This window comes from Brevibacillus fortis, assembly GCF_046196545.1.
Classification (GTDB): Bacteria; Bacillota; Bacilli; order Brevibacillales; family Brevibacillaceae; genus Brevibacillus; species Brevibacillus fortis_A.
Genome location: NZ_CP176370.1, coordinates 3,340,366 through 3,366,373, shown reverse-complemented (window position 1 = coordinate 3,366,373; position 26,008 = coordinate 3,340,366). Strand labels below are relative to the sequence as shown.

General features: G+C 48.1%; 22 protein-coding genes. 17 read left to right on the top strand and 5 right to left on the bottom strand.

The genetic code is table 11. The features are described from left to right. The first annotated feature begins 1 nt into the window (after nucleotide 1). The 11 genes from ACKKE8_RS16705 to ACKKE8_RS16655 all read left to right on the top strand — a co-directional run bounded on the left by ACKKE8_RS16705 (nucleotide 2) and on the right by ACKKE8_RS16655 (nucleotide 13,159). Entirely contained in the window at nucleotides 2-1,036 is a 1,035-nt protein-coding gene (locus ACKKE8_RS16705) for an alpha-ketoacid dehydrogenase subunit beta (RefSeq protein WP_409174069.1), read from the top strand. Between the two features lie 26 nt (nucleotides 1,037-1,062). After that, nucleotides 1,063-2,307 (top strand): dihydrolipoamide acetyltransferase family protein, encoded by a 1,245-nt coding sequence (locus ACKKE8_RS16700; protein ID WP_409174068.1) that lies wholly within the window; start codon nucleotides 1,063-1,065, stop codon nucleotides 2,305-2,307. Nucleotides 2,308-2,320: 13 nt separating this feature from the next. Beyond that, entirely contained in the window at nucleotides 2,321-3,700 is a 1,380-nt protein-coding gene (lpdA, locus tag ACKKE8_RS16695) for a dihydrolipoyl dehydrogenase (protein ID WP_409174067.1), read from the top strand. 163 nt (nucleotides 3,701-3,863) lie between these two features. After that, nucleotides 3,864-5,774: a sigma-54-dependent Fis family transcriptional regulator gene (locus ACKKE8_RS16690; RefSeq protein WP_409174066.1), complete on the top strand. Its 1,911-nt coding sequence runs from the start codon at nucleotides 3,864-3,866 to the stop codon at nucleotides 5,772-5,774. Between the two features lie 80 nt (nucleotides 5,775-5,854). Continuing rightward, nucleotides 5,855-6,253 carry a DUF1877 family protein gene (locus ACKKE8_RS16685; protein WP_409174065.1) on the top strand — a complete coding sequence of 133 codons (399 nt, stop codon included), beginning with the start codon at nucleotides 5,855-5,857 and terminating at the stop codon, nucleotides 6,251-6,253. A 478-nt stretch (nucleotides 6,254-6,731) separates the two neighbouring features. Then, a complete protein-coding gene (locus tag ACKKE8_RS16680; RefSeq protein ID WP_026043120.1) occupies nucleotides 6,732-7,619 on the top strand; it encodes a MurR/RpiR family transcriptional regulator in 888 nt (295 codons plus the stop codon). 40 nt (nucleotides 7,620-7,659) lie between these two features. Beyond that, nucleotides 7,660-8,961, top strand: a complete 1,302-nt coding sequence (locus ACKKE8_RS16675) for a CapA family protein (RefSeq protein WP_409174064.1) — start codon at nucleotides 7,660-7,662, stop codon at nucleotides 8,959-8,961. Between the two features lie 46 nt (nucleotides 8,962-9,007). Beyond that, entirely contained in the window at nucleotides 9,008-10,267 is a 1,260-nt protein-coding gene (locus tag ACKKE8_RS16670; RefSeq protein ID WP_409174063.1) for an MFS transporter, read from the top strand. A 63-nt stretch (nucleotides 10,268-10,330) separates the two neighbouring features. Then, complete coding sequence (locus ACKKE8_RS16665) at nucleotides 10,331-11,839, top strand: fatty acid--CoA ligase family protein (protein WP_409179144.1); 1,509 nt, start codon at nucleotides 10,331-10,333, stop codon at nucleotides 11,837-11,839. Between the two features lie 122 nt (nucleotides 11,840-11,961). Next, complete coding sequence (locus ACKKE8_RS16660) at nucleotides 11,962-12,438, top strand: GNAT family N-acetyltransferase (protein WP_409174062.1); 477 nt, start codon at nucleotides 11,962-11,964, stop codon at nucleotides 12,436-12,438. A 178-nt stretch (nucleotides 12,439-12,616) separates the two neighbouring features. After that, complete coding sequence (locus tag ACKKE8_RS16655; protein WP_409174061.1) at nucleotides 12,617-13,159, top strand: NAD(P)H-dependent oxidoreductase; 543 nt, start codon at nucleotides 12,617-12,619, stop codon at nucleotides 13,157-13,159. A gap of 58 nt (nucleotides 13,160-13,217) precedes the next feature. Here the strand turns inward: ACKKE8_RS16655 and ACKKE8_RS16650 are convergent, their stop codons facing one another. Next, on the bottom strand, nucleotides 13,218-13,583 hold the full coding sequence (locus ACKKE8_RS16650) for a winged helix-turn-helix transcriptional regulator (RefSeq protein ID WP_409174060.1): 366 nt from the start codon (nucleotides 13,581-13,583) through the stop codon (nucleotides 13,218-13,220). A gap of 106 nt (nucleotides 13,584-13,689) precedes the next feature. Next, on the bottom strand, nucleotides 13,690-15,201 hold the full coding sequence (locus ACKKE8_RS16645; RefSeq protein ID WP_409174059.1) for an MFS transporter: 1,512 nt from the start codon (nucleotides 15,199-15,201) through the stop codon (nucleotides 13,690-13,692). 262 nt (nucleotides 15,202-15,463) lie between these two features. On the opposite strand from ACKKE8_RS16645, the gene ACKKE8_RS16640 reads away from it, so the two are divergent. Both ACKKE8_RS16640 and ACKKE8_RS16635 read left to right on the top strand, forming a co-directional pair. Next, nucleotides 15,464-16,288: a MerR family transcriptional regulator gene (locus tag ACKKE8_RS16640; protein ID WP_409174058.1), complete on the top strand. Its 825-nt coding sequence runs from the start codon at nucleotides 15,464-15,466 to the stop codon at nucleotides 16,286-16,288. Between the two features lie 27 nt (nucleotides 16,289-16,315). Beyond that, on the top strand, nucleotides 16,316-17,335 hold the full coding sequence (locus tag ACKKE8_RS16635; protein ID WP_409174057.1) for a serine hydrolase domain-containing protein: 1,020 nt from the start codon (nucleotides 16,316-16,318) through the stop codon (nucleotides 17,333-17,335). 81 nt (nucleotides 17,336-17,416) lie between these two features. Here ACKKE8_RS16635 and ACKKE8_RS16630 read toward each other — a convergent pair whose 3' ends face one another. Then, nucleotides 17,417-18,154 (bottom strand): MerR family transcriptional regulator, encoded by a 738-nt coding sequence (locus ACKKE8_RS16630; RefSeq protein ID WP_409174056.1) that lies wholly within the window; start codon nucleotides 18,152-18,154, stop codon nucleotides 17,417-17,419. 132 nt (nucleotides 18,155-18,286) lie between these two features. Between ACKKE8_RS16630 and ACKKE8_RS16625 the strand changes: the two genes are divergently transcribed. Next, nucleotides 18,287-19,291 (top strand): phosphotransferase enzyme family protein, encoded by a 1,005-nt coding sequence (locus ACKKE8_RS16625; RefSeq protein ID WP_409174055.1) that lies wholly within the window; start codon nucleotides 18,287-18,289, stop codon nucleotides 19,289-19,291. 54 nt (nucleotides 19,292-19,345) lie between these two features. Here the strand turns inward: ACKKE8_RS16625 and ACKKE8_RS16620 are convergent, their stop codons facing one another. Together ACKKE8_RS16620 and ACKKE8_RS16615 are read right to left on the bottom strand one after the other, a co-directional pair. Beyond that, nucleotides 19,346-20,503, bottom strand: a complete 1,158-nt coding sequence (locus tag ACKKE8_RS16620; protein ID WP_409174054.1) for a GNAT family N-acetyltransferase — start codon at nucleotides 20,501-20,503, stop codon at nucleotides 19,346-19,348. 360 nt (nucleotides 20,504-20,863) lie between these two features. Next, entirely contained in the window at nucleotides 20,864-22,987 is a 2,124-nt protein-coding gene (locus ACKKE8_RS16615; protein WP_409174053.1) for a helix-turn-helix domain-containing protein, read from the bottom strand. A gap of 102 nt (nucleotides 22,988-23,089) precedes the next feature. On the opposite strand from ACKKE8_RS16615, the gene ACKKE8_RS16610 reads away from it, so the two are divergent. From ACKKE8_RS16610 to ACKKE8_RS16600, 3 genes are all read left to right on the top strand, one after another. Then, nucleotides 23,090-24,562, top strand: a complete 1,473-nt coding sequence (locus tag ACKKE8_RS16610) for an aldehyde dehydrogenase family protein (RefSeq protein WP_409174052.1) — start codon at nucleotides 23,090-23,092, stop codon at nucleotides 24,560-24,562. Nucleotides 24,563-24,588: 26 nt separating this feature from the next. Beyond that, the gene (locus ACKKE8_RS16605) at nucleotides 24,589-25,479 is read left to right on the top strand and encodes an NAD(P)-dependent oxidoreductase (RefSeq protein ID WP_409174051.1); all 891 of its coding nucleotides are present in this window, start codon (nucleotides 24,589-24,591) and stop codon (nucleotides 25,477-25,479) included. Nucleotides 25,480-25,875: 396 nt separating this feature from the next. Next, nucleotides 25,876-25,980: a class III lanthipeptide gene (locus ACKKE8_RS16600; RefSeq protein WP_409174050.1), complete on the top strand. Its 105-nt coding sequence runs from the start codon at nucleotides 25,876-25,878 to the stop codon at nucleotides 25,978-25,980. The last annotated feature ends 28 nt before the right edge of the window (nucleotides 25,981-26,008 follow it).

Here is a 26,008-nt window from a genome sequence, read left to right as displayed (position 1 = left end):
CATGACCAAGAAAATGAGCATGTCGCAGGCAATCAACGAGGCGATGAAACTTGCGATGCGCAGAGACGAAAACGTGATTTTAATGGGCGAGGACGTAGCTGGTGGAGCACAGGTTGACCATTTGCAGGATGAAGAGGCATGGGGAGGCGTTCTCGGGGTAACGAAAGGCCTTGTCCAGGAGTTCGGCCGGGAGCGGGTGCTGGATACCCCGATTACCGAAGCGGGCTATATCGGGGCGGCGATGGCTGCTGCGGCCACTGGTCTTCGCCCAATAGCGGAATTGATGTTCAACGATTTCATCGGGAGCTGCCTGGACCAGGTGTTGAACCAGGGGGCCAAGTTCCGGTACATGTTTGGGGGCAAGGCTGAGGTGCCGGTTACGATCCGCACGACGCACGGCGCCGGATTCCGGGCGGCTGCGCAACATTCGCAAAGCCTGTATGCACTGTTCACGGCCATTCCGGGCATCAAAGTGGTCGTTCCGTCCACACCTGCCGACGCGAAAGGGCTGCTACTAGCATCCATCGAGGACAACGACCCCGTAATCTTCTTCGAGGACAAGACGCTCTACAACTTGACAGGAGAGGTGCCGGACGGTTATTACACCATTCCGATCGGCAAGGCGGACATCAAGCGTGCCGGTTCGGATTTGACGATCGTTGCGGTCGGGAAACAGGTGCATATTGCCTTGGAGGCGGCGGAGCAGCTCGCCAGGAAAGGAATTGAAGCGGAGGTCGTCGATCCACGCAGCCTGTCGCCGCTCGATGAGGATGCGATCTTGGGCTCCGTTCAAAAGACGAATCGGCTGATCGTCATCGACGAGGCGAATCCACGTTGCAGCATCGCAACCGACATCGCTGCCTTGGTCGCGGATAAAGGCTTCGACAGTCTAGATGCACCTATCAAGCGAATCACGGCACCGCATACCCCGGTTCCGTTCTCGCCTGTGTTGGAGGACCTGTATTTGCCGACGCCGCAAAAGGTCATTCAGGTAGTATCCGAACTGCTTGGGGACAAATCGCTTTTGAGCGTCTGATCCAGAAAGAAACGGAGGGAAAACCGATGGCAGTCGAAGTGCTCATGCCAAAGATGGGAATGGCGATGAAAGAGGGAACGGTTTCCCATTGGAATAAACAAGTCGGCGATCTGGTATCCAAAGGAGAAGTAATCGCAAGCATCAGCTCGGAAAAGATCGAGGCGGATCTGGAAGCCCCGGCGGACGGCGTTTTGTTGAAAATAGCTGTTTCGGAATGGGAGGGTGTGCCGCCTGGAACGGTCATTGGATATATCGGTCATCCAAGCGAGCAAATTGTAGAGGAAACGGCCGCAACAGCTGCGCTCCAGACGGCTTCTCCCGTGAAAAAGTCGGCGGAGCCCGTAGCTTCGGTGGAGGCGGCCACGATAGCGGTGAGTCCGGCGAGTGCGAAAGAAGTGAAAATTTCCCCGGTCGCGCGTAAATTAGCTGAAGCGGCAAGACTTCCCCTGCAATCTCTTAGCGGGACGGGACCTGCAGGAAGGATCACCAAGGAAGACGTCGAAAAGGCGATCGCTGATAGGGAGGCAAACCAGGCTGTGGCAGCGGAAGACAATCGGCCAGCTGCCGTTGCCGTGGAGGAAACGGTGGAGAAACTGCCGATCGCGGGCATGCGGAAAGTGATCGCTTCCCGGATGATGGCAAGTTTGCGAGAAAGCGCCCAGCTTACGATCACCGCCCGGGCTGATGTAACGGACTTGATCGCTTGGCAAAAGAAAATGAACGAGGTTACGCAAAAAGAGCACGACATCAAGCTGACCGTGACCGATCTCATCGGGAGAGCGACGGTTCTCGCACTGCAAAAACACAAGCAGGTTAACAGCGCCTATATCGATGACCGGATTCATCGTTACGGGCACGTCCACCTGGGGATTGCCGTCGCGCTCGAACAAGGGCTGGTCGTACCGGTCGTTCGGCACGCGGAATCAGCGTCGTTGCTGGACCTATCCCGCAGGATCAAAGACCTGGCTGCACAGGCCCGGGAAGGGACGCTCGGCATGGAAGAGATGCAAGGTTCTACTTTCTCTATCACGAACCTTGGGGCATACGGCATCGATTTCTTTACGCCGGTGCTGAATCCGCCGGAGGCAGGCATACTCGGCGTAGGGGCTGTGCAGGAAACACCAGTCTTCATCGGTGAGGAAGTGCAGCGACGGAGCATTCTCCCGCTCAGTCTGACGTTCGACCATTGCGTACTGGACGGAACACCGGCAGCCGAATTTTTGTACACACTGAGAAAATATCTGGAAGAGCCGTACCGCATGCTCTTGTGAAGGACGTGATGGGATGAGTGCGATAGCAGTGATCGGAGGGGGACCTGCTGGCTACGTTGCGGCGATCGCCGCCGCCCAGAAGGGCAAACAGGTCACCCTGATCGAGCAGCGAGTGTTGGGCGGGACCTGTCTGAATGAAGGATGTATTCCGACCAAATCGCTCCTGGAGTCTGCCGAGATGGCTGAGAAAGTAAGACACGCCGGCCGTTTCGGTATCCGGGTGCGCGAACAGGAAGTCTCCATTGACTGGCCGGGAGTGCAGAGCTATAAAAATGATATTGTTCAGCAGCTCGTCATGGGAATCGGATTTCTCTTGAGAAAAAACAAAATCAAAATGCTCACAGGCAAGGCGCGTTTTGTCAGCCAACGTCAAATAGCGGTAGAGAAGGAAAAGGGAGAAGAAATCGTAGAAGCCGAAAAAATCATCATCGCTTCCGGATCGGAGCCGATCGAGCTGCCGTTTGCGCCGTTTGACGGTCGCTGGATCATCCACAGCGGACACGCGATGTCGCTTTCGGCGATTCCCAAGACATTGCTGATCATCGGCGGAGGCGTCATCGGATGCGAGTTCGCCAGCATATACAGTCGCATGGGGTGCGACGTGACGGTGATTGAAATGGCGGATCAGCTTCTCCCCGGCGAAGATGCGGATATCGCGGGCGTTCTGCAAGTTCAGCTGGAACGAAACGGGGTGAAGATCCTGACCTCCACGTCGTTGACATCGGTCGACGCGCAGACGAAAACGGTTCGTTTCGAGAGCCCCGATGGTAGCGGGGAAGCCGCAGCAGAGATCGTGCTGGTCGCCGTCGGAAGGAAGCCACGGACGGCTGAACTGCAACTTGATCGGGCGGGTGTAGCATTTGGCAAACAAGGCATTTCCGTAAACATGCATATGCAAACGAATGTGCCGCACATTTACGCATGCGGGGATGTTGTCGGGGGCATCCAGCTCGCCCATGTCGCTTTTCATGAGGGAACGGTAGCTGCCTTGCATGCGTGCGGTCTGGACGCCAAAGCCAATTATCGGGCCGTACCGAGGTGCATCTACACATCGCCGGAAATCGCCGGTGTCGGTCTCACCGAGAAGCAAGCCAGGTCACAATACGGCGCCGTGCGCATCGGAGAATTCCCGTTTTCCGTCAACGGCAAGGCCATGATTCTCGGTGAAGCGATCGGAAAGGTGAAGGTCATCACGGAACCGGAATACAACGAAATACTTGGTGTGTCCATCGTAGGTCCGCGTGCGACGGAGTTGATCGGGCAAGGAACGGTCATGATCCACGGGGAAATGACGGCGGATATGATGGAAACGTTCATTTCTGCCCACCCGACGTTGTCAGAAGCCGTTCACGAAGCTCTGCTGTCTGCCATCGGTCATGCCGTGCACGCCTGAAGCATCGGCCCAACCAAAAGCCCCCTGTAACCTAGGGGGAATTTTGCTTTGCGGCCATTGTAAACGCTGCTATTATTGATTAGAATTTAGACAAAGAGTGAGCGACCCTGCATACATTCTGGTACGAGTTACTTCAGGCGAGTTACTGAGGGGGGAATGTATCTTGTTTGAATCGGCATTAAGTTCGCAGACGTGGAAGCGGTTTGTTCAGGAAGGCGTACTGGATTCTTCAAGGATTCACCAATCCATCATTGAATCTTGGCATCGCTCTCGGAGCGCCCAAGTCAGCCCGTACTTGGATCGGGGAAGGCACATTCTGAGTGGCGAATCCCTCAGACACCAACAGCAAAAGAACGCTTTGCTTACGGACGTTTCGGCCCCTTTTCTCGAAAAAATGGATCGAATCGCGAGCGAGATGGGAATGATCGTGCTTTTGATCGATCCGGAAGGCTACGTGCTGTCGATGAAGGGAAGCAAAAATGTCCGGGAGGTAGCCGAAAAAATACGATTCGTAGAAGGCGTGCGCTGGACGGAAACCGAAATGGGGACAAATGCCATCGGGACGGCGCTGTCTCTGGGGCAGCCGATTATGGTTACTGGCTCGGAGCACTATTCCATCGCTTCCCATGGCTGGAGCTGTGCTGCCGCTCCAATACGTAGCGAAGACGGGGAGGTCCTGGGCATCCTCGACGTTTCGTGTCCGGTCGACCGGGCGCATCCTTACATGCTGGGGATTGTCACCCAGGCCGCCTTTACGCTGGAGAAAGAAGTGAAGATTCGCTCGCATCGCGACGAGATGGAATTGATTCAGCGTTCGATGGAAGTGCTGGAAAAGGAACAGCCACTCATCATTTGCACCCCACGTCAAAACGTCGTCGCGGCAAGTAAAATGATTCGTCAGAACATTCCGAACTGGTGTGGGATGCGTGACGAAGAAATATACCTACGCGGGTACCGCAATCGGATGGAAGTGCCGATTTGCTCTGCTGAACACGGTGGTTTCATCGGCAAATGTATCTATCTGCTGACAGCAGAGGAGCAACAGGCAAGGCCGGCCATCTATTCGGACAAGAGGTCGGCCAAGCCGTTTCGGTTCCTCGGAGAGGCAGGCACAAGCCGTATATTCCGACAGACGCTGGAAGAGCTCGGGCGGGTAGCTTCCACAGATATCAATGTCTTCATCTTGGGTGAGACAGGCACTGGCAAAGAGGTGATCGCTCGGTCGATTCATGAGAACAGCCTGCGGGCAAGCGGGCCGTTTGTTGCGGTAAACTGCGGCGCGATCCCGAGAGAGCTGCTGGAAAGCGAACTGTTCGGTTATGTGGAAGGGGCATTCAGCGGGGCGAAGCGAGCCGGAGTGAAGGGGAAATTCCAACAGGCCCACCAAGGCACCATTTTCTTGGACGAAATCGGAGAAATCCCGCACTCCATGCAGGTAGCGCTGCTCCGTGTCTTGCAAGAACGGAAAATCACTCCGCTTGGCGGCAGCCAAGAGATTCCCGTCGATTTTCGGGTGATTGCGGCCACGCATTGCAATATCCATCAACTGGTCAAAGAAGGCAAGTTCCGAGAAGACCTCTTTTATCGCTTGTACGTCTATCCCGTGCATGTTCCGGTACTCAGGCAGAGGGTAGAAGACATCCCGCACCTCGTTCACTATTACTGCGAAAAGCATGACTGGGACGCTGTTTTCCCTCCGGAATTTTTTGCCGCGCTGATGGATTACACCTGGCCAGGAAACATTCGCGAGCTTATAAATGTGCTGGATAAATTGCGGATTCTTTTCATGAACAGATGCGACGACCTCTTGCATCATCTGCATTCGTTGCTATTTCAAAACGCAGAGTTGAGCAAAAGCGTCTCTTCCAGCCTTAGCTATCCTCAACAAAGGACGGAAGAGCACCGAGCTTCTCTTACGTTTCGCGATAAGATATTACAGCAGCAAATGGTAGAGGCGCTACAAAAGACGAACGGGAATGTGTCGAAAGCGGCAAAGCTCCTGGGAATCCCCAGAAGTACGTTCTACAAACGAATGCACCGGTTTGAAGAAGCGGCAAAACCCCCTCGCAGTTGAGGGGGTCTGACAGGAGCTACAGGATAAGGCTTTGATAGGGCTGTATAGTCACTACTAAAAATGGAAAGAAGGATGACAACATGGCAATGCGTGGATATTACTTTGCTATGGATGACAACCTGGTGCAGCAAATCGCAGCAGGCGACCTTTCCGATGGAGAGCCCCCTCTTGGCTATATTGTTCCGCTGACGTCAGACAAAGGCATCGATTTTGGCTCATTCGGGGCGTTTTTCTTACGCGCCGAGCAAGTTGCAGAAGCGCTTCAGGCTATGTCTGAGCTGGATGAAGCGCAGCTCCGCTTGCGGTATGATTTCCCGGCCATGGTCAAGGACGAGGTATATCCTCTTGAGCCTGACACTGTTTCAGACGAGGATGAGGACGAGTTCTTTGCCTACATGCTTCAGAATTTTAACGAAATCCGGCGTTTCTATAACCAAACTGTAGCCGAGGGCAAAGGTCTCATTTTCTATATTTTCTGATTCCAATAAATTGAATCATCGCAAGCGGCTGCGGGGTTTATGAATACGAACTTACATAACGAGCATTAGGATCAGCAGTTAGAAGCATTTGAATCAATCAGTGGACCAATATAACAAAAAGTGGCTAAACTAACGGGTACGTTAGTTGAATGACTACAGCGGCAGTCTAAGACTTTATTTTCACCGAACATTTGCAGAGCTCGTTACGATTTGGATGGATGCGCTAGATGAGTATAGACAACAACGTAAGAACGGATAGCATTAAAGAAGACATAGCCACACAAAGCCGCTTGTTTAGTTAAGCGGCTTTTTCATTGATTGCTGTTGAACTAAAGGGGTTTACTCAGTCATTATTTCACTGTCATACACCAAAATGAAGCGAAAACTACATTTTCTAAGAAGTATTGAAGTGATTTATTGCAAGAGATATACTATTCTCAAAATTAAAACAAATTCGAATGATAAAGGAGCTTCAAGCATGGCACAACTCGTAAAAGAACGGATTCGGAAGCAGTATGGAAAGCTGACAGCAAGCCAAAAAATCATCTGTAAGATCGCGATTGAAAAGCCAAGCTTACTTGCGATCCATACCGCCAAAAAAATCGCGGAGTTTACGAATACCAGTGAAGCGACCGTCATTCGCTTTTGTTACGCATTGGGTTACTCCGGATACACAGAGCTTCAGGAAGAAATCAAAAAGTCTCTTTTAATAGGAGACCAGAGGAAGGGGCCGATCCAGAAATATCGAGACACCGAGGTTACGCTCGATCAGAGCAATTACGCGCATCAAGTGATGGAAAGTGACATTGCGTATCTCCAACAAGGCTTGCAGCAAATTGACTACACGTTGCTCCAAGAGGTGGTTAAAAGCATCGTGCAGGCTAACCGAATCGTAGTGGTAGGATTTCGTTGGTGCCATATTCCTGCAAAATGGTTGTTCTCAGCGTTGAATGCCATCAAAGGAAACACACATCTGTATACGGGAGCAGTTGATAACGCAGATTATTTTCTCACCGAACGAGATCAAGAATGGCTGGTCATTGCGATTTCATTTCCTCGTCATCCTAGCGAGACGGTTGCCATGGTCCATTCAGCAAAGGAGCTGGGAGCGAAGATTTTGGCGATTACGGAAGGCGAGTTCTCCCCCATCAGCCAAGTCGCAGATCATCTTCTGAAAATCACCACCCCCCAACCCGTTGCCACAAGCGGTATGCCCACATTATTCTCCATGCTAAATGTCTTGATCAAAGGCGTCATGCTCCATGACGCGGAAAATGTCCAGAAACGTTTGCAGCACTATGATGAAATCAGCTCGAAGCTATACTCGTTTGTCGGAGAAGATGAGGAAGACTTCTCGATCTTTTGAAAGCAGAAAAAATGAGAAAAGGGAAAGGGGAATCCTGCCAATGACCAAGCCTATTTGGTTTACTGCGACTGGTGACAGCTTCATTACACGCAATCTGCCATACAGGGACCAAGCTTTTCAAGAGGTTTCCAGCTTGCTGCACCGTGCGGATGTACGCATTGCGAATCTGGAGACGACCGTACACGATAATGAGGGCTATCCCAGCGCGCAAAGCGGAGGCACATGGGCGATGTCACCACCTTCCGTTTTGCAAGTCATGAAGGATTACGGCTTTAACATGATTGGCTGGGCGAATAACCATACGCTTGATTATTTGTATGGGGGACTAGAAGCAACCGAACGATATCTCAATCAGTATGGCTTCGTCCATGCTGGCGCAGGTAAAAATCTCGCTGAAGCGGGGGCTCCGCGTTATCTCGAATGCGAAGGGGCCAGGGTAGCCTTGATCGCTGCGACGTCGACTTTTCATCCATGGTGGGCGGCCGGAGATCAGCGTTCGGATAGTATCGGCAGACCAGGGATCAATCCGATGCGCTATGTGATGACACACCACATTACGGAAGAAAAGCTCGCTGATTTGAGGGCCATAGCGGAGGCGACGGACATTAACGCCTTCAGCAAGCTTCTCATCGAGGAAGGCTTCATGAACGATCCGGGCAAGGAGATCTTTCTCTTCGGAAATGCACGTTTCATGGTAAGCGACGAAGAGGGGACGACTACCGAACCGCATCCGCGCGATCTGAACAGAATCGCGGGAACGATTGAGGAGGCAAATAGGCGGGCTGATTACGTCATCGTGAGTATTCACGCACATGAAATGAAGGGGGACGCGAAAGAGGTTGCAGCTGATTTCTTGCCTGTTTTTGCAAAAGCTTGCATCGATGCAGGCGCTCATGCAGTGGTGGGACACGGCCCCCATTTATTGCGTGGCATTGAAATCTACAACAATCGACCGATCTTTTACAGCTTGGGAGATTTTATTTTTCAGACAGAAGCTGTTACGAGTCAACCCGCCGATTTCTACGAGCACTATGGCCTAGACCACACCAATAATGTGGCAGATGCCTTGGAAGCGATGAGTGCCAATTACACTCGCGGACTCTGTGTGCACAAAGAGGTGTGGGAGTCGGTTATTCCGTTGTGGAAAATGCAAGATGGTGAGCTGCTCGAACTGGAGCTGCATCCGATTGAATTAGGCTTTGATCTGCCTGTACATCGTATGGGGTGGCCGAAATTAAGCGGGGATACCTCAATCCTGGAGGGGCTCAAGACTTTGAGCGAACCATACGGCACAGTGATTGAGATTACGGATGGAGTTGGGCGCGTGAGGCTTTCAAAATAGCGGGGAATAGTGGCAGTCTATTTCCTAGACAAATGGAGTGATTCACATGATGGCCAGAATCACAATGGTTATGTTATTTGTGCTATACATGATCAATTATGCGGACAAAACAATTGCGGGATATTCTGCTGTGCCGATTATGACTGAATTTTCGTTGAACGAGAAAGAATGGGGAATTGTCGGAAGCAGTTTTTTCTGGTTTTTTTCCATTGCCGGGATTATAGGCGCAGCATTGTCGGACCGCATTGGGACGAAAAAAATGCTGGCGATCATGGCATTGTCCTGGACAGTCATCCAATTCGGCGCTTATGCGATCGCGGGTTTGCCAATGCTTGTCGTTGCGCGGGTATTGCTTGGAATAGGCGAAGGGCCATTTTGGGCAACGGTTGTCAGCCATTTGAACAAATGGTTTCCCGAAGAAAAGCGTGGACTGGTTTATTCAACTGTGAACTTCGGTGCTTTCGTCGGTGCGGTTGCTTCCGCACCGATGATTGTCGCGCTAATTGATAGCTATGGATGGCGATTTTCCTGGGCGTTTATGGGCGCACTCAGTCTGATATGGCTCTTGGTCTGGCTCTGGATTGGAAAAGAAAAACCACTTGTCAGCGTCGCTCCTGCAAAAGTCGCAGCTCCCACCTTGCCAAAAGCGAAATGGTCGGATATATCCGGTGTCTTGCTCTCATCCACGTTTCTATTCTGTTTTTTAATTTATTTCGCACAAATATGGGGGACCACCTTCGCATCCGTATGGGAGCCTGTCTATCTCGTCAAGGTCTTCCAGTTTACGAATCAGGAAATGGCCTATGCGATTGCTGGCACGGGACTTTTGGCCGGACTGATGACCATACTGATTTCTTCGATTGGTGATCGTTTCTTTAAAAAGCATCGCAGCTATCGCAAATCATACGTTCTGGTTGGCGGTGTTTCGATTATTTTAGGGGGACTTTGCTTTTACGGTGTTGCTCTTGTTCAATCTACGGTATTTGTTTTGATCCTTCTGTGCCTAGGAAAAGGATTTGCTTTTTCTGTGGGGACAGCTGCCTCTGTCATTGTCAGCAGCTTATTGCCGGAACGCACGGGACTTTTGGTAGGCGTGTTGTCCAGCCTGGTTACGTTGGCAGGGATCATCTCGCCGCTGGTCACGGGCTCTATTGTTCAGTCAGCCGGAGATATTGGCACTGGTTTTGGCAACGCCATGATCGTCAACGGGGTGCTCTTTATCATTTGCGGCGTGCTTTTCCTGCTCTTTGTAAAGCGCAATGAACCAGTCAGTCAATCAGCCCCGCCAATCTCCCATGTTTCCTAAAAGTAATACTTTATAGGCTTGGCTCTAGGTGTTAAAATTTTCTGAAAAGGGGGTAGATGTGTGATGTATCATTTGAATGAAAGCCTCACGCAGAGCGCGAAACAGTTTCCGGACCGCCCAGCTTTCGTCTTCCTGGGAGAAACGACCACGTACGCGGAATTCAATCAGCAGGTCGAACATCTCGCAGTAGGACTTGCCCAGCACGGGATTGGAAAAGGGGATGCTGTCGCCCTGCTCATGGATAATCGGCCGCATTTTGTTAGCGCTTACTATGCGATTCTCCGCGTGGGAGCTGTTGTTGTTCCTATGAACCCCATCTATACGGCGCGTGAAATCAGCTTCATTCTATCGAACAGTAAAGCAAAGGCAGCCATTGCCTTGTCCGCGTTGCAGCCGGTACTAACCCCGATGAAGGACCAAATAAAAGATTTGCAGCTTCTCATCTACACGGAATCCATTGAAAATGAAATAACGATCGATCAGCTTGTACAGGAAGGGCAAGAGTCAGAGGCAGGGTACGCGGAGCCGGAACGAAACGAAGATGATCTAGCTGTAATCCTGTACACATCAGGTACGACTGGTCAGCCAAAAGGAGCGATGCTCTCCCACCGCAATATGGCTTCGAATGCAGAAGCGATGGGGCTATTGTTCGAGCTGGTGCCAGAAGATCGCATGGTCGCGGTACTTCCGATGTTTCACGTCTTCTGCATGACGGTGTGCATGAATGGCCCGATTCGCACGGGAGCGGCCATTATTATCGTGCCAAAATTTCATCCGGTAGACGTCCTCCAAACGATTCAGGAGCAAAAAGCCACATGTTTCGCAGGTGTTCCGACCATGTACAACTATCTGCTACAGCTGCCGACTGCGACAAAAGAAGATTTCTCCTCGATCCGGATATACTGCTCGGGAGGTGCATCCATGCCCGTCGAGCTCCTGCACAAGTTCGAAGCGAAATACGATGCCAAGGTACTGGAGGGCTACGGTTTGTCAGAGGCAGCTCCAGCTACAACATTTAATCCATTGCACGGGACCAGAAAGCCAGGATCGGTTGGAGTCGATATCCCGCTTGTGAAGAACAAGGTCGTCGATCCCGAAGGAAACGAAGTCGCGCGTGGAGAAGTAGGCGAGCTGGTGATACAAGGGCCCAATGTCATGATAGGGTACCTCGGTTTGCCAGATGATACGGCCGCGGCGCTCCGAGATGGTTGGTTGTATACGGGAGACATGGCTCGTATGGATGGTGAAGGATATGTGTACATCGTTGATCGCAAAAAAGACATGATTCTCGTTGACGGCTATAACGTGTACCCGCGTGAGGTAGAAGAAGTGCTTTACCAGCATCCTGCTATCATCGAGGCGGCTGTGATCGGGATTCCTGACGAGGTGCATGGTGAAGCAGTCAAGGCATTTGTGGCATTGAAGGAAGTAGCGGTTTCTCAAGAGGATATCATGGCATTTTGTCGTGACAAGCTGGCGAAATACAAAGTTCCTCGTCAGGTCGAATTCGTAGCAGAGCTTCCCAAAAACAGTACGGGGAAAATCTTGCGTCGCTCGTTGCGCACCTCTTAAACGATCGCACGACGAAATGAAAAATGCCAGCTCACACAATGATCCTTTTGTTGTAAGCTGGTTTTTTCGTGTCACGGAATTGCACGAGTTTCAGTTTGTAGAATGTAAAACGGGATGTGGAGGTGTTTGGATTGCTGCATTTGATTCATGCAATGGAGGAATATGAATACGATCAAGCACGTGAACTTTTCTTGGAGTATGTAGATTCATTAGGAGTGGATTTGAGCTTTCAAAACATTGCGACCGAATTGCAAAATATACCAGGCGAATACGCACCCCCTGCCGGCTGTATTTTGCTGGCGCTAGATTACGAGCAGCCAGCAGGATGTGTTGCCTTACGAAAAATAGATGAACAAGTTTGCGAAATGAAGAGATTGTATGTGAAGCCTGAATGGAAGGGAAGAGGGGTAGGGAAAAAATTAGCCATGGCGATCATGGACGAAGCAAAATTACGGGGCTATTCATTCATCCGATTAGATACGCTTCCTACGATGGAACAAGCGATTCAGCTGTACCGCTCGTTGGGATTTTATCCAATTGAGCCCTATCGTTTTAATCCGATTGAAGGCACGCTGTATATGGAGAAAAAGCTGAAATAACACATTTGCAAAGGGGCCTCCCAACGATACAAACCTAAATCTTTAGGTTGAGGGGAGGCTTTTTTCTGTTCTTCACACTCACCTTTATGTAAGTAACTGAACTAAATGTGCATACTTACAAATTTGTAGCAAGCATTTTATACTCATAAAACAACAAACATTCAAGGAGGACCTTACTTTGAAAACTCTTGTCATCGTCACACATCCAAGCATCGAAACATCCGTCATCAATAAGCGATGGGTAGAAGAACTGAAAAAATATCCAGAAAAGTATACCGTACACGAATTGTATAAGGCATACCCAGATGGAAACATTGATGTGGAAAAAGAACAGCAATGGATTGAATCGCACGAGAATCTTGTTTTACAGTTCCCGATTTACTGGTTTAATTGTCCACCGCTCCTGAAAAAATGGCTTGACGATGTTTTCGCATATGGGTGGGCGTACGGTTCAAAGGGAGGCGATAAATTAAAGAATCGCAAAGCGGCATTAGCCGTATCTGCCGGAATCAAGAAAGAAGATTATCATGAAGAGGGAAGATATCGGTATACACTTGAGCAAATAATGACCCCTTTTGAAACAACCTTCCGCTATTGCCATGCGGATTATCGCTCATTCTTTGCGTATTATGGCGCAGAAACTGAGCCAGGGGAAAATGTACCTGGCAGCGAATTGGATAAGAGCGCGGAAGATTATTTGAAATTCATTGATAACCTGTAAGAGGCCCTATGAAAAAAGAAGTATTTCCTCGTTTTGGGAGATACTTCTTTTCCTGATGTTATGCCTGCTGTTTTACAGCCTCTTGAGGGGGCAAGCTGTTTTTCTCTCCCCAGTCGCACATCATATTTAACAAGGGAATGAGAGAAAGACCACGCTCTGATAAGGAATATTCCACTTTGGGAGGGACTTGGGGAAATTCCTTGCGGATGATCAAGTCGTCTGCCTCCAATTCTTTTAACATCAAGCTCAGCGTTTTGAAGGAAATGGTACCGATACTTCGCTTCAGCTCATTATGCCGCATCACCTTTTTTTCAGCTAGCCAATACAAAATGATCATTTTATATTTCCCGCCTATCAAAGACAACGTATATCCAAAGCCAGTGTCTTTCAGCTCCACGCCAGTTGGAACACAGGTTTCACGCACAAAGTACACTCTCCTTTGTGAAGTATAGTTTGTGAATGTACATACTATACCATACAACATTCTGTCATTTTTAGAAAGTGATGCCGAGCAAGAAACCCGTGGACCTTTATGATTCGGCACTCTTTTGATGGCGCTCAAGCTTGCCAGGGCCCGCATATAGTACAGAAAAGAAACCAATAACGGCGAAAACCAATCCCACGATATAACCATGATTGATGGCGTTGCCTAGAGAATCGATCAGAAAAGAATGAACACCTGGCTCGATTTGTAAAGGCTCACGCATGAGAGCTTCAGGGTTAAGCAGACCATCTACTTTCTCCAAGGAAATACCATGCAATGACGCCCCTGTGGATACGATACTCCCATAATTTTGGTTAACAACAGCAGCGGTGATCGATGCACCGAGCACGCCTCCCATGTTCCGACAAAACCCAACGATTGAGGAAGAAATACCCATGTATTTTTTATCGACCGCATGCACAATCGCGTTTTGTGCAATGCTCATTAACGGCCCGATTGCAGCAAACCCGAACAGAATCATCAAGAGTGTTAAGAAAAAGAAGGAAATGCCAGTTGAAAGGTACATAAGCAAAATAGAACTGACTACACATGCGAGCATAGAGAACGCCATAAGGGATCGAAAGGAAAACTTTGTTTGCAACATTCCGAATACCACGGCGCCTCCCGTCAAGGAGAGCATCAACGGGGTCAAAACACTATTGGAGTTCGGATGTCCAAGTACGGCGACAGCGAAAATAGGCAAATAAGTGATGGCAGCAAACATGATGGCACCTTGAGAAAGACAGGCGATACATGTCGCGACCACCATACGGTTTTGAAAAATCTGGAACGGAAGGATCGGTTCCTGTGCATGTCGTTCTACCATGATAAAAGCGAGCCCCGCTATTCCGGCCAGTACAAACAGCGAGATGATTTGCCACGAAGACCACTCATATGCTTTTCCTCCCCATTCAAGCGCCAGCATGACAGCTATACAGGCGACGATTAATGTAACGGTACCCAAATAGTCAATTTTTGGCTTTGTATGAGAACGGGATTCTTTAAGGGAAAACAGAAGAGTGAAGAGAGACAACAAACCGATCGGAACATTGACATAAAAGCACCAACGCCACCCCAAATAATCAGAGAGCAAGGTTCCGACTTGAGGTCCAGCGATAGAAGAGAGCCCAAAGATACCGGCAAACACGCCGGAGATTCGCGCTGTATATTTCGGATCAGAGGAAAGCGTAAATAGGATTGTGAAAGTAATAGGAAAGAGGGCCCCAGAGCCAATTCCTTGCAGAGCACGGAAAGCAATTAGCTGTTCGATGCTTTGGGCAACGCCACAAAGCGCCGATCCAATGAGAAAAATAGTAATGCCAAGTAAGTAAAACAACTTGCGCCCAAAAAGATCGGACATTTTCCCGAAGATGAGCATCGTACTGGTCGCGGCTAATACGTACGAGGTGAATACCCAGCTCATGCTCTCAAAGCCGCCAATATCTTTAATAATGGGACTAATGGCCGCCGAGGTAATGGTATTGTCGAGGGAAGACATCAGTAAGCCCAGTGCCATTGCAAGGATAATGAAGCGATTACGTGTATCGGATCGTGACATAAAAAACGAACTCCTATCTCTTTTTCTATTCATCTAAAACTTTGCTATAAGACTATTATTTGTGCATTTGTTGCCAAGAAATAGGGAAAGAACAGTTGCCAATCAAACTTTACATCAATTGTGTGCTTTTTTTGAGTTACTTATTTTTACGGATTATTTTTTGATGAGGCACTTTAAGCTTTTATACTTGCAGTTGACTTTGCCCTTAGGGGAAGGGGTATAAGTAGAATATCGATACGGAATGAACAAGGGAGGTGAGCCTGTGCTAGCAATCGGAGAATTCTCAAAGATATGTGGAGTGTCTACCAAAACGCTTCGCTATTATGCCGAAATAGGACTAATGAACCCGGACGAGATTAATCCTGAAAATGGCTATCGGTATTATTCCATCAAGCAACTGAAAAAGATGATCTTCATCAACCGTTTGAAATCGTATCATTTCTCGCTGGACGAGATAAAAGCCATTTTGGAATGGGAAGAAGATCAGTCGGAGGAGAAGCTTGTTTCCGCCCTTCTTCTCAAGCAAAGGGAGATGTATGAAAAACGAAACGCTTTGGACTATACCATAAAACAACTGAACCATGATCTTTCCAAAATGGAGCAGGGTATCCCCGTGATGTCATATCTTGACAACATAGAAGTCCAGCTTGTGGAGACCCAGCCAATCCATATTCTTTCTTTACGCCAGATGATGACGAGTGATGATTATGCAACAGGATATGGAAAGTATTTTAGTAAGCTGTATGAAAGAATTGCAACTGAAAAGCTCACCTTGCTCGGTACGCCGATGACGATTTATCACAGCCCTGAATTCAATCCTGCCGGAAACGATACCGAGTTTGCACTCCCGGTCGCGGAAGCTGTAAAGGGAACAAGAGATCTGCCTGGGGGACTTTGTGCAAAGTCAGTGTGTAAGGGCCCTTATTCAGAATTGACTGCGGTTTATGCCAGATTGCGGGAATGGGTAGAAAACGAAGGCTATGAATTGGTGAGATCACCATATGAAGTCTATGTAACGGAACCCGAACAAGCAAGTGTTCCTGAGGAGCTTGTTACGGAGGTGTATTTTCCAGTCAGAAAAAAATGACATTCGCTTGTAGAGGAGAGAATTATCATGCAAAGAAGCGATTGGCCTATTACCGAATGGCAAGCAGTAGACCCGGCCCTCTTAAACATAGACGCTGAAAAACTAGCAGACGTAGATCCTATCATAAAATCCGTGTACAGCAACATAAACGGGATCATGATTGTGAGAAATGGTTATATCGCCCATGAAAGCTACTATCATGGCTATGGGCCGAAAGATAGGCACCATGTAGCGTCTGTAACGAAAAGTATACTATCGGCTCTCATTGGTATTGCCATAGAGGAACGGTTTATCAATAATGTCGACCAAAAGGTGTTAGAATTTTTCCCAGACTATGCACCCGATCATACTGATACGCTAAAACAAGGAATTACCATTCGCCATCTCCTCACGATGACAGCCCCTTATCCTTTTGAGGACTGGCACGAACCACTGGACAAAATGTGTATGCAGTCCGATTGGGTAAAATATACCCTGGATATGCTCGGGCAAAACGGAGAGATTGGGGCGTTTAAGTATTCGACCGCTGGGGCGCACCTGCTTTCAGCCATCCTCACACGCAGCACAGGAAAAAGTGCCCGAGAATTTGCCAACGAACGCTTGTTTACACCCATCGGCATGGAAGAAATCCCTGATTATGAAATGAAGGCGTTTGCGTTTGAAGATTTATTCGGGAAAGATGTGAGAGGATGGGTGAAGGATCCAAACAACAATTCCACAGGAGGGTGGGGTCTCACGTTAACTCCCCGTGACATGGCACGTTTTGGTTGGCTCTATCTGAATCGTGGCTGTTGGGGCAATCATCAGATCATTCCAGAGGCTTGGATAGATGAATCGACCGCGTTGAATCCCAATCAATACGGGTATCTATGGTGGTTGCGTGAAGAGGACGGTGTTTTTGCATACGCTGCAATGGGCGATGGAGGTAATCTTATCTGTTGCATCCCAGAAAAAAACCTCGTCGTAGCCATTGCATCGGAATTCATGCAGAATCCTCGTGATCGATGGACGCTAATCAAGGAGCATATTATCGGCGCGGTAATCTAAGGCATCAGATAGAAAGGAAACAATGAACCGGGGAGTTGCAGCTCACCCGGTTTAAGTGTTAAACGTTCGTTTAACTACACTTTACTTGGAAGCGTAATTTTCGGCAGCAATGCAAATGTAGTAGCTTAATCCCGTTTGCTGTTCTTCCAGCATAGCGCGGTGAAACTCATCTGAAAGGAAAAACCTTGACTGCTCGGCAAAAGCTCTCGCATCAATCGGATGGTCTTTTTGTAAAAAAGCAAGATGGTTTTCGATAGCAGAAACTACTGCTTCATCGTCGACACTTTTGTTGTTTTTCAAGGCCTCTGCCATAGACGTCATGAAAGCAGTCGCTTCGGCAGCTTTTTCATTCATGGAAGCCACGTCCAGATTCTCTGTATCCAATTGAAAATCGTACGCTTCTTGCAAATGCTCATTTTGTTGAGCCAATGCCTGCCTCCATTCTTCTTCGTTTAATCCATCAAACATGTTCTCCGTGGACATATTTCCTCTCTTCCTTTCGTGTCGAATCGTTTCTTCTAAAGTAAGCAAGATGCGGTCCAATCGAAGCTGGCGTGCCTTTAACATCGCTTGCTGCTCACATAAACAACGAAGTCTGTCTGGTTCGTGATCAAGTGCAGCTTTAATGCTGTCCAACGAAAAATCAAGCTCACGATAAAACAAGATTTGTTGTAACCGCTTGAGTTCATTCTCACCATAATATCTGTATCCATTTTCTGTAACAATTTCGGGCATCAGCAAGCCAATCTTTTGATAATGGTAGAGTGTCTTGATTGTGGTACCAGACAGTTTGGCTACGTCGTTAACGGTATACAACATGGCGATTCACCTCCTGAAATTGAGTTTGCAGTCTGACCTTAGGTTGGAGTCAAGCGAAAAAAAGAAAAAAGGAGTATGGCGGAAATCAAACGAATGTAAGCATATGAACCATATATTGGATGGGGGATTCGCATGACGAGGTTATTTCAGTTGGATTCTGAAGATGACATCGAGAAGGTAGTGGCCCAGTTGCAGCAAATCGCACAAAAGGCGATGCACGAATACGACTTGGATGGGGAACAGATTCGTTTCAACCAACTATCCGACACATGCACGTTTGTGATAGAAACAGAGAAGGATGGTACCTATTTACTTCGCATTCACGGAAACAAGAACAGAAACGAAATTGATTCCGAGCTTGCTTGGCTCAGCTCTTTGCATGAAAAAATAGAGGTAGCGATTCCAACGGGAATAGAGTGCCGCAATGGTTCCAAGACAGTGAGCATCGATCTTGCGAATGGTGACTGTGTCTTCGTATCCGTCATGCGTTGGGTCGAAGGGGAGCATGCAGATGAAGAACTTACGGAAGACCAAGTTTACAAAGAGGGCGTCCTGTTAGCAAAGCTTCATACAGTATCCCAGGATTTCCAATTGACCCCTGAATTCGTACGTCCGATCTGGGGAGAAGATAGCTTCAAGCAGTCTATGACTCGGTTGACGGAGCATTACCATCGGTTTCTGACAGATGAAGAATTCGAGCTATATCAATTGGCGGCGGATAAAATACTCACTTGTCTTGCCAAATTGGACAAGAATAGCAGCCACTATGGAATCATTCACGGCGATCTGCACCAAGGTAACATCGTTTTTCATAACGGAGATCCTCGTCCGATTGATTTTGGAAGATGTGGGTTTGGCTACTATCTTTATGATATCGCCCATACCATTTTGGGTTTATATCCTGCACAAAGAGAGCTAGTCATAAAAGGCTATGAGAGTTTGCGGAAACTAGAAGGGGACTGGCTCACCACACTAGAGAGCTTCGCGGTGATGGTCATGATTGAAAATTATAGTCATCATGCTCCAGACCCCAGGGAAACCGAGGGGCTAAAAGAAGAACAGCCCTATGCAATACCTATGATCAAAAACTACTTGAACGGCAAGCCATTTCTTTTTCATTCAAAGGCGGAGAAGTAGAGGGAAAATGGATGAGCTCAGCAAAAAGCCGCCGATAAAACGGCGGCGTTTCCATTATAGTACTGATTCAGCAAGAATACGAGCGATCTGATCGCTGTCCTGTTCTCTGTACACATAATCATGATAATGCGGGTGGTGAATACTTACCCAGCCATGTTCGATAGCCTTTTTGTAGTAATGCTTTGCACGGTCCTCTTCACCACTCAGATAGAACAAGCAAGCAGCATTCCAATACAAGGCCGGATCGCCATCCCAATCCCAGCCTTTATCAAGTGCTTGGGCATAACTCCATGCGGCACGGGTGTAGTCTTTTTCCACGCCATATTTCAGATCGCCACGCATATAGTGGTTACCGTTGACAATGAAATTGTTTAAAGGAAGGTTCCATCCGAACAGAACCGGGCAATCCGCGAGCAGCTCGAAACCGACAGACAAGGCTGTTCGTTGTGAACCTATATTATTTGACCAGCACTGCCATCCCACTCTTTTGATTCCGCGTTGTTTGGCGAGTGAGAGAGCACCCAATGCTGTCTTTCGAGCCCATCCGTTACCCCGATAGTCTTCATCGGTTTCTATACCCAATTCACATTCGTCTTCTACTACCCAATCCGTCATGCACCAACTAATAATGGTAGGCCCCTCATCGGTATCTTGAATCACGGCACAACCGAAGCCTTTGTTTTCATAGGCTTCTATGGATGGCCAGTTCTCTGCTATTTCATCGATAACATCCTCAAGACCTACCAATTCTTTACGCTTCAACAAGGTGCTGTCTATCGGGACAATATGATCGTCAGCAGGAGGGGACAGATCCTGTAAATGGTGAGTAAAGATCATTCGCCCGCTTCTCATAGGTAATATATCTTTCATCACGATATCGAGAATGTCATTCCACTTCTCATCCGTTGGATAAAACAGGACGTAGTCAAGCTGTTCATCAGCAGCAAGCTGCGGTAATAGCTCCTCTTTGAGCAATGCATTCACTTCTTCAAAGAAGAGGGGATTATCAACACTGCCACCTAGAAAAATACCTTGGGGGCTAGTCAACAAGGCTGATCTCGCGTCATTTGACAGGAATACTCTACCGGGAATAACACCTACAATGACCCCTTTGATGGATACATGATGCTTCAACGCTTCGAACAGATTGGTCGCGCTATGGAAGCAATCGGTTGTGAGTTCCGTACCTTGAACCATCTTTTGAGCAAACATTTCGTTCATTTCCTCCCATAGCATATGAGAGAACGGATGAAATTATCGTTTGGAACCTCTCATATGCTTTTCCATTTGTTTTTGCGAATCCAAAACATCATCACTCCTTTACCTGTAGTAGGGCGCGAATCTTTGGGGTGTTTGGTGCCTGATGCCCCCAAGTTCATTATGGATGTTTATCCAAATATTACAAGAAGAAAAAACACATCTGTTTTTTTCACGATGTACATGAGGAAGTAATTTACATAACTTAATTATGGTAAACAAAATAACGAACACTCGTAAAAAGACTTTGCAAACAAAAAGGCAGCGGTAGCCCAGGACTTTTTCCCGTCCGAAGCTACTCCTGCCTTTTTCGATTCATCCTTCTTGACGCAAATGACAAGCAAGCTGTAATTTCAGCAAATCTTCCGGATTTCGCAAATCGATGTGAAGAAGCTCCTCGACTTTGCGCAATCGCTGATACAACGTATTGACGTGAATGTGCAGCTCTTTGGCGGTCAGTTGTGGGGATTGACTGCATTTCATATAGGTCATGATCGTCTGTTCCCATTCCTGATATTTTTCCGGGTCTTGCCAGAAAGGGGCAAAGACATCTTGAATGAATGCATCAATATCGGCCTGACTCTGGTTCAGCATGAGGCGATTGACACCCAGGTCTTTATAGTGAACCACACCAGAACGGCTACGGCTGGTCAAATAGTGTGCGGCTTTCTTGGCTTCTTCGTAGCTTTTGCTGATTTGTTCAATCCCGCTTGCCATACTTCCCACGCCAATGGATAAAGATGCTTCCTTGCCAAGTTCCCACTCATAGGTTGTCTGTTGCAGCCTCTCCCGGATGTCCTTTCCATCTCGTGAGCCGAGAGACCGGATGAGGAGGGTGACATGGTTATGGAATCCGTAGACAAACATCTGAGTTTTACTAAACTCCCATTTCCAACGGGTAATGAGCCGGTGAATGTTTGCTTCTAGCAAAGCCAGATCGTGACATTGCGTCAGATGGGCATAAACTACGTAGTATTTTGCTTGCGGCTGTAACCCCATCGAACGAGCGCGGTCAGGCAGTTCATTCCCTTTGCTTGCGATCAGCTCTTGAAAAAGATCGTGTGCTCGCTTGTACAGCACGGAGCTGATCGATTGCTTTTTCACCAAATCGAGTATGAGCACAGCACTCCCTTGCTCGACCGTTATACGTGCGAGATCAGATAGCCCGCGTTCGTCTAAGGGAATCATGAGACATCCGAGAAAGATGCTTCCATTGATCAACGGATACATACAGAACAATTGATCGTCACCAGAAGAAGGAGAGAACAGGTTGACAGAAGCAGGCTGTCTTCTTTTGTTCAGCAATGCATATAGTTCATCCCAGCTAAAAAATAATACACTCTCTCCAGGATACATTTTCTGCTCAAGCCAGTCGGCAAAATAGATGGAATGGCCTGTCATTTTGCTGAGGGTTTTTACGATTGTTTCCGCTCCTTTATTTTGCAAGGACAGCTGCTTGATGGATTCATGGATATGGTTGCGTTGTATCAAATCATCGTGCTTGGCTTGCAGTTGAGCACTAATGGCAGTCATATGTTCATACGCTTGCTTGACTTCCGCATAGAGTTCGGCATTTTGCAGGGCGATGGAAGTTTGGTCTGCAAAGCCTTGGAGGAGGTCAAGGTCGTACTCCGTAAACACATTTTCTTGATGAAACTGATGAAGGACAAGTACGCCGATACGTTTTTCTTCACGTGAAATCGGAACGCATAATAACCCATTCAAGTCGCGCAATGTTTTTGCGTGGTTCAGGGAGTGAAAGTTGTCAGCGGAGATGTCCTTCATCGCGTGGTTTGTTTCTTGGCTGGTTTTGTACATGCGTGGGATTCCGTCCTCAAACACTTTGCCAGCGATGGATTCGCCGACCTGCATTTTGAGATCCTTGAACACCGTATCATGAAAACCGACAGTCGCTTTCGGAATCAAACGGTCGATAGAGGGATCATACAAGTGCAAGAGACCTGCGTCTGCCGCCGGGATAACAGCCAGTGCGTTACCTATGATGCCACGGATGATTTGGTGAACGTCAAGGGTAGCAGATATCGAGCGAATCCCTTCAAAGAGCTTCTTGCCTTCCTCCGCTTTGGCTGTCATTTTTTCTTCTACCAACAACAGGCGAATCCCGAACCACAATAGTTCCCGTTGGTCGGAGGTAAGGAGGGGCGGTTGTTTTGCTTTATGTGCAAGACAAATAACGGCTTGTCCTTCCTTTTCGTAGAAAAAACGGTACATCTGTTGGGCATATCTATGCCGCAAGTGGCTAGCATCGTTGTCACAGAGTGGTACTGTCATACGGGGAATAATCGTGGTAGCGCTTTCATGAAAAGAAGAGAATATAAGCCGAAAATGTCGATCACGCGAAAATTGAAACCAGATCGAAAAAGGCTGATCGCCAAACCATTCGTGCAGCTTTTCAAGCAGGAGCGAAAATGAATTCATCCACGTGTCCTCCATGTAGAGAAATACACATTAATAGTTGGAAATAAGTGTCTGTATATACATTGTATTCATAATTTTTGCTATATACAATACTTCTATAAGATGCGGAAGGTGGGAGACGATTTGACAGCAACCTACAATAACTACATCGATGGGGCTTGGGTGACGAGCCATACTGGACAAGTTTTCCCTAGCACGAACCCTGCCAATACGAATGAGGTTCTCGGTTATTTTCAAAAATCGGACGGGCTGGATGCGCGTTCTGCCATTGAAGCTGCTGCCAATGCTTTTGGTGAATGGTCGCAAAAATCGGCTCCCACACGTGGAGAATTCTTGTTCGCCCTCATTCACTTGTTGGAAAAACACAAAGAAGAGCTCGCAGAAACGATCACTCGTGAAGTAGGAAAAACATTGCGGGAAGCGAGAGGCGAAGTCGCAAAGACAATCACCTCCATGAAGCAGTTGACTGGGGAAGTCACTCGCTTGACAGGTCAAACGGTGCCTTCCTTTGATGAACGGGTAATTGGTTACACAGTGCGAGAGCCAATCGGGGTTTTCGCGATTATTGCCCCATGGAATTTTCCGCTGGGGATTGGCTTGTGGAAGATCGTCCCAGCTATCCTCGCAGGCAATACAGTTGTGTTCAAGCCGGCGAGCAACACCTCCTTGATTAGCGTAAAGCTGGTAGAGCTCCTGATTGAAAGCGGCGTTCCGCGTGGGGTAGTGAATTTGGTAACAGGACCGGGTGCGGTCATCGGTGATGAATTGGCGAATCATCCACTGGTCAGGGGCATTTCATTTACGGGTTCTTCTGAAGTGGGACTTGCTTTGGGGAGAGCAGTTGGAGCCAGAGGAGGCAAGATTCAGGCGGAGATGGGCGGGAAAAATCCGGCGATCATTCTCGCGGACGCTGATATTGACCTTGCCATTGATTCCATCGTACTGAGCGGATTCTTCGATAATGGACAGCGTTGTACGGGGACCAGTCGCGTATTGGTTGTTCCCGAAGTAGCCGAACAAGTAAAAGCAAAACTGATCGAGCGAGCGAAGAGCTTGAAAATCGGGAATGGTTTCGATCCAGACAATCATAACGGTCCAGTAGTGGACGAGCATCAACTCAATTTGTATCTTCACTATGTACAGAAGGGGATCGAAGAAGGTGGCGTACTGGAATGCGGGGGTAAGCGCCTTGCAGAAGGTGATCTCGCCCAGGGCTACTTCGTCGCGCCGACAGTATTTACCGGCATTACGCAGGAGATGACGATTGCCAACGAAGAAATTTTTGGCCCTGTGATCGCCGTGATCGATGTGGATTCTTTCGAACATGCGATGCAAGTGGCTAACCAGGTAGAATTTGGCTTGTCCTCCACGATTTTTACGAACGATTTGCAAAAAGCTTTCCAATTTGTCAAAGGCATTCAGTCAGGTGTCACGCATGTCAATATGCCGTCGACTCATTTTGAATCACAGTTTCCGTTTGGTGGCAAAAAGATATCTGGATTGGGTCCGAGAGAGCAAGGGGAGTCAGCGCTCGATTTTTATGTCGAGACCAAAACGGTTTATATTCGGCCATAAGTATAGGGAAAGCAGGAGGAGCGAAGATGGAAGCGATTGGTGTTATCGGCATTGGTGCAATGGGTAAAGGGATGGTCTGTAATCTGTTGCGAAAAGGCTACCGCGTGTATGCCTATGATCCGAGTCCAGCAGCAAAAGCCTGGGCGAAGGAAAAAGGAGCAATAGTCGTCGAGTCTCCACAGGCAGTGGGTAGCGTAGCACGTGTCGTTTTCACTTCGCTTCCAGGTCCTGCGATTGTTGACGAAGTCATGTTGGGTGCGGACGGACTTTTCTTATCATTAGGGGCGGGCAGTTTCGTATTTGATACAAGTACGATCGATCCTGCTACAGCAAAACGTCTGAATCAGCACGGCGTAGAAAAAGGGATCTACTACTACGATTGCCCGGTGAGTGGAGGACCTGCGGGTTCTGCGGCTGGAACATTGACTATTATGGTCGGCGGTGATGGGGCAAAGCTTCCGGAAATCATGGACTATCTCAGGGCAATTGGAAAGGAAATTTTTTATCTGGGGGAATCCGGCTCTGCACAAGTGGCGAAGCTTTGTCACAACTCTGTCGTTGCAGTCATCACAGCAGCGTTGGGAGAGGCGTTCAGTGTCGGGGCAAAAGCAGGTGTCGATCCACACAAGCTGGCAGCCGTCATGGACAAAGGCTCTGCCCACAATCGCGTTCTCTCCGTTTTTGGGCCTAACATCTTGTACGGTACGTATGAAAATACGGTCTTTTCTTTGGATCATATGCACAAAGATTTGCAGCTCTATGCGCAAACCGCACGTGAACAGCAAGTGCCTGTTCTCGTTGGAGGAACGGTTGCGCAAATGTATGAGGCAGCGAAAGCACAAGGTAAGGGTAGCTGGGATTCGAGTGCGGTCTGTACCGTGACGGAGGAGCTGGCTCATACAACGATTGCGCGTTAAGAGTTGAATCTGAAAGAGAAAGTAGACTACAGCAACTATTGCTTGTAGTCTATTTTTTTTCTTCGTAGGCTTCTCTTCCCCAAATAAAAGATGAAAAACTCAGTAGAGGTGACTCTCCAAGAATCTTCAGTAACCGAGTGACAGCTATTGTGGGGCAAGTGGCGCTGGAAAGCCCTTATATAGGTACCATCAGCTATTTGAGAAATTTACTGAATCTATCGCAATTTATGAATTTATTGACAATAATATCCACTTATTGTTAAAATATGTAATATAGATTCGATTGAAAGGTGGTTAGAATTTTAGTTCGCGATGAAGACCGGAGCATTAATATAGTACAAGCTTTATAGATTAGTCACGACATTTCATCTAAATTTTGGAAGGAGGTGAATTATAATGAATCAAGTACTGAGTTTACAAAAACTTCCTCAAAACGAGGCAAGTGAAGTAGCTGCTAGGTGGTCATTGTATAGTAACATTTGCCCTTGGCCATGGGGGTAATGGTTGTAAAGTGCTTCTTCAGAGAAGA

Bases quoted from the DNA above. Each gene is read 5' to 3' on its own strand.
- ACKKE8_RS16705 (WP_409174069.1), top strand. From the start codon at position 2: ATGACCAAGAAAATGAGCATGTCGCAGGCAATCAACGAGGCGATGAAA.
- ACKKE8_RS16700 (WP_409174068.1), top strand. From the start codon at position 1,063: ATGGCAGTCGAAGTGCTCATGCCAAAGATGGGAATGGCGATGAAAGAG.
- lpdA (WP_409174067.1), top strand. From the start codon at position 2,321: ATGAGTGCGATAGCAGTGATCGGAGGGGGACCTGCTGGCTACGTTGCG.
- ACKKE8_RS16685 (WP_409174065.1), top strand. From the start codon at position 5,855: ATGGCAATGCGTGGATATTACTTTGCTATGGATGACAACCTGGTGCAG.
- ACKKE8_RS16680 (WP_026043120.1), top strand. From the start codon at position 6,732: ATGGCACAACTCGTAAAAGAACGGATTCGGAAGCAGTATGGAAAGCTG.
- ACKKE8_RS16675 (WP_409174064.1), top strand. From the start codon at position 7,660: ATGACCAAGCCTATTTGGTTTACTGCGACTGGTGACAGCTTCATTACA.
- ACKKE8_RS16670 (WP_409174063.1), top strand. From the start codon at position 9,008: ATGATGGCCAGAATCACAATGGTTATGTTATTTGTGCTATACATGATC.
- ACKKE8_RS16665 (WP_409179144.1), top strand. From the start codon at position 10,331: ATGTATCATTTGAATGAAAGCCTCACGCAGAGCGCGAAACAGTTTCCG.
- ACKKE8_RS16645 (WP_409174059.1), bottom strand. From the start codon at position 15,201: ATGTCACGATCCGATACACGTAATCGCTTCATTATCCTTGCAATGGCA.
- ACKKE8_RS16635 (WP_409174057.1), top strand. From the start codon at position 16,316: ATGCAAAGAAGCGATTGGCCTATTACCGAATGGCAAGCAGTAGACCCG.
- ACKKE8_RS16630 (WP_409174056.1), bottom strand. From the start codon at position 18,154: ATGTTGTATACCGTTAACGACGTAGCCAAACTGTCTGGTACCACAATC.
- ACKKE8_RS16625 (WP_409174055.1), top strand. From the start codon at position 18,287: ATGACGAGGTTATTTCAGTTGGATTCTGAAGATGACATCGAGAAGGTA.
- ACKKE8_RS16620 (WP_409174054.1), bottom strand. From the start codon at position 20,503: ATGTTTGCTCAAAAGATGGTTCAAGGTACGGAACTCACAACCGATTGC.
- ACKKE8_RS16615 (WP_409174053.1), bottom strand. From the start codon at position 22,987: ATGAATTCATTTTCGCTCCTGCTTGAAAAGCTGCACGAATGGTTTGGC.
- ACKKE8_RS16610 (WP_409174052.1), top strand. From the start codon at position 23,090: ATGCGGAAGGTGGGAGACGATTTGACAGCAACCTACAATAACTACATC.
- ACKKE8_RS16605 (WP_409174051.1), top strand. From the start codon at position 24,589: ATGGAAGCGATTGGTGTTATCGGCATTGGTGCAATGGGTAAAGGGATG.
- ACKKE8_RS16600 (WP_409174050.1), top strand. From the start codon at position 25,876: ATGAATCAAGTACTGAGTTTACAAAAACTTCCTCAAAACGAGGCAAGT.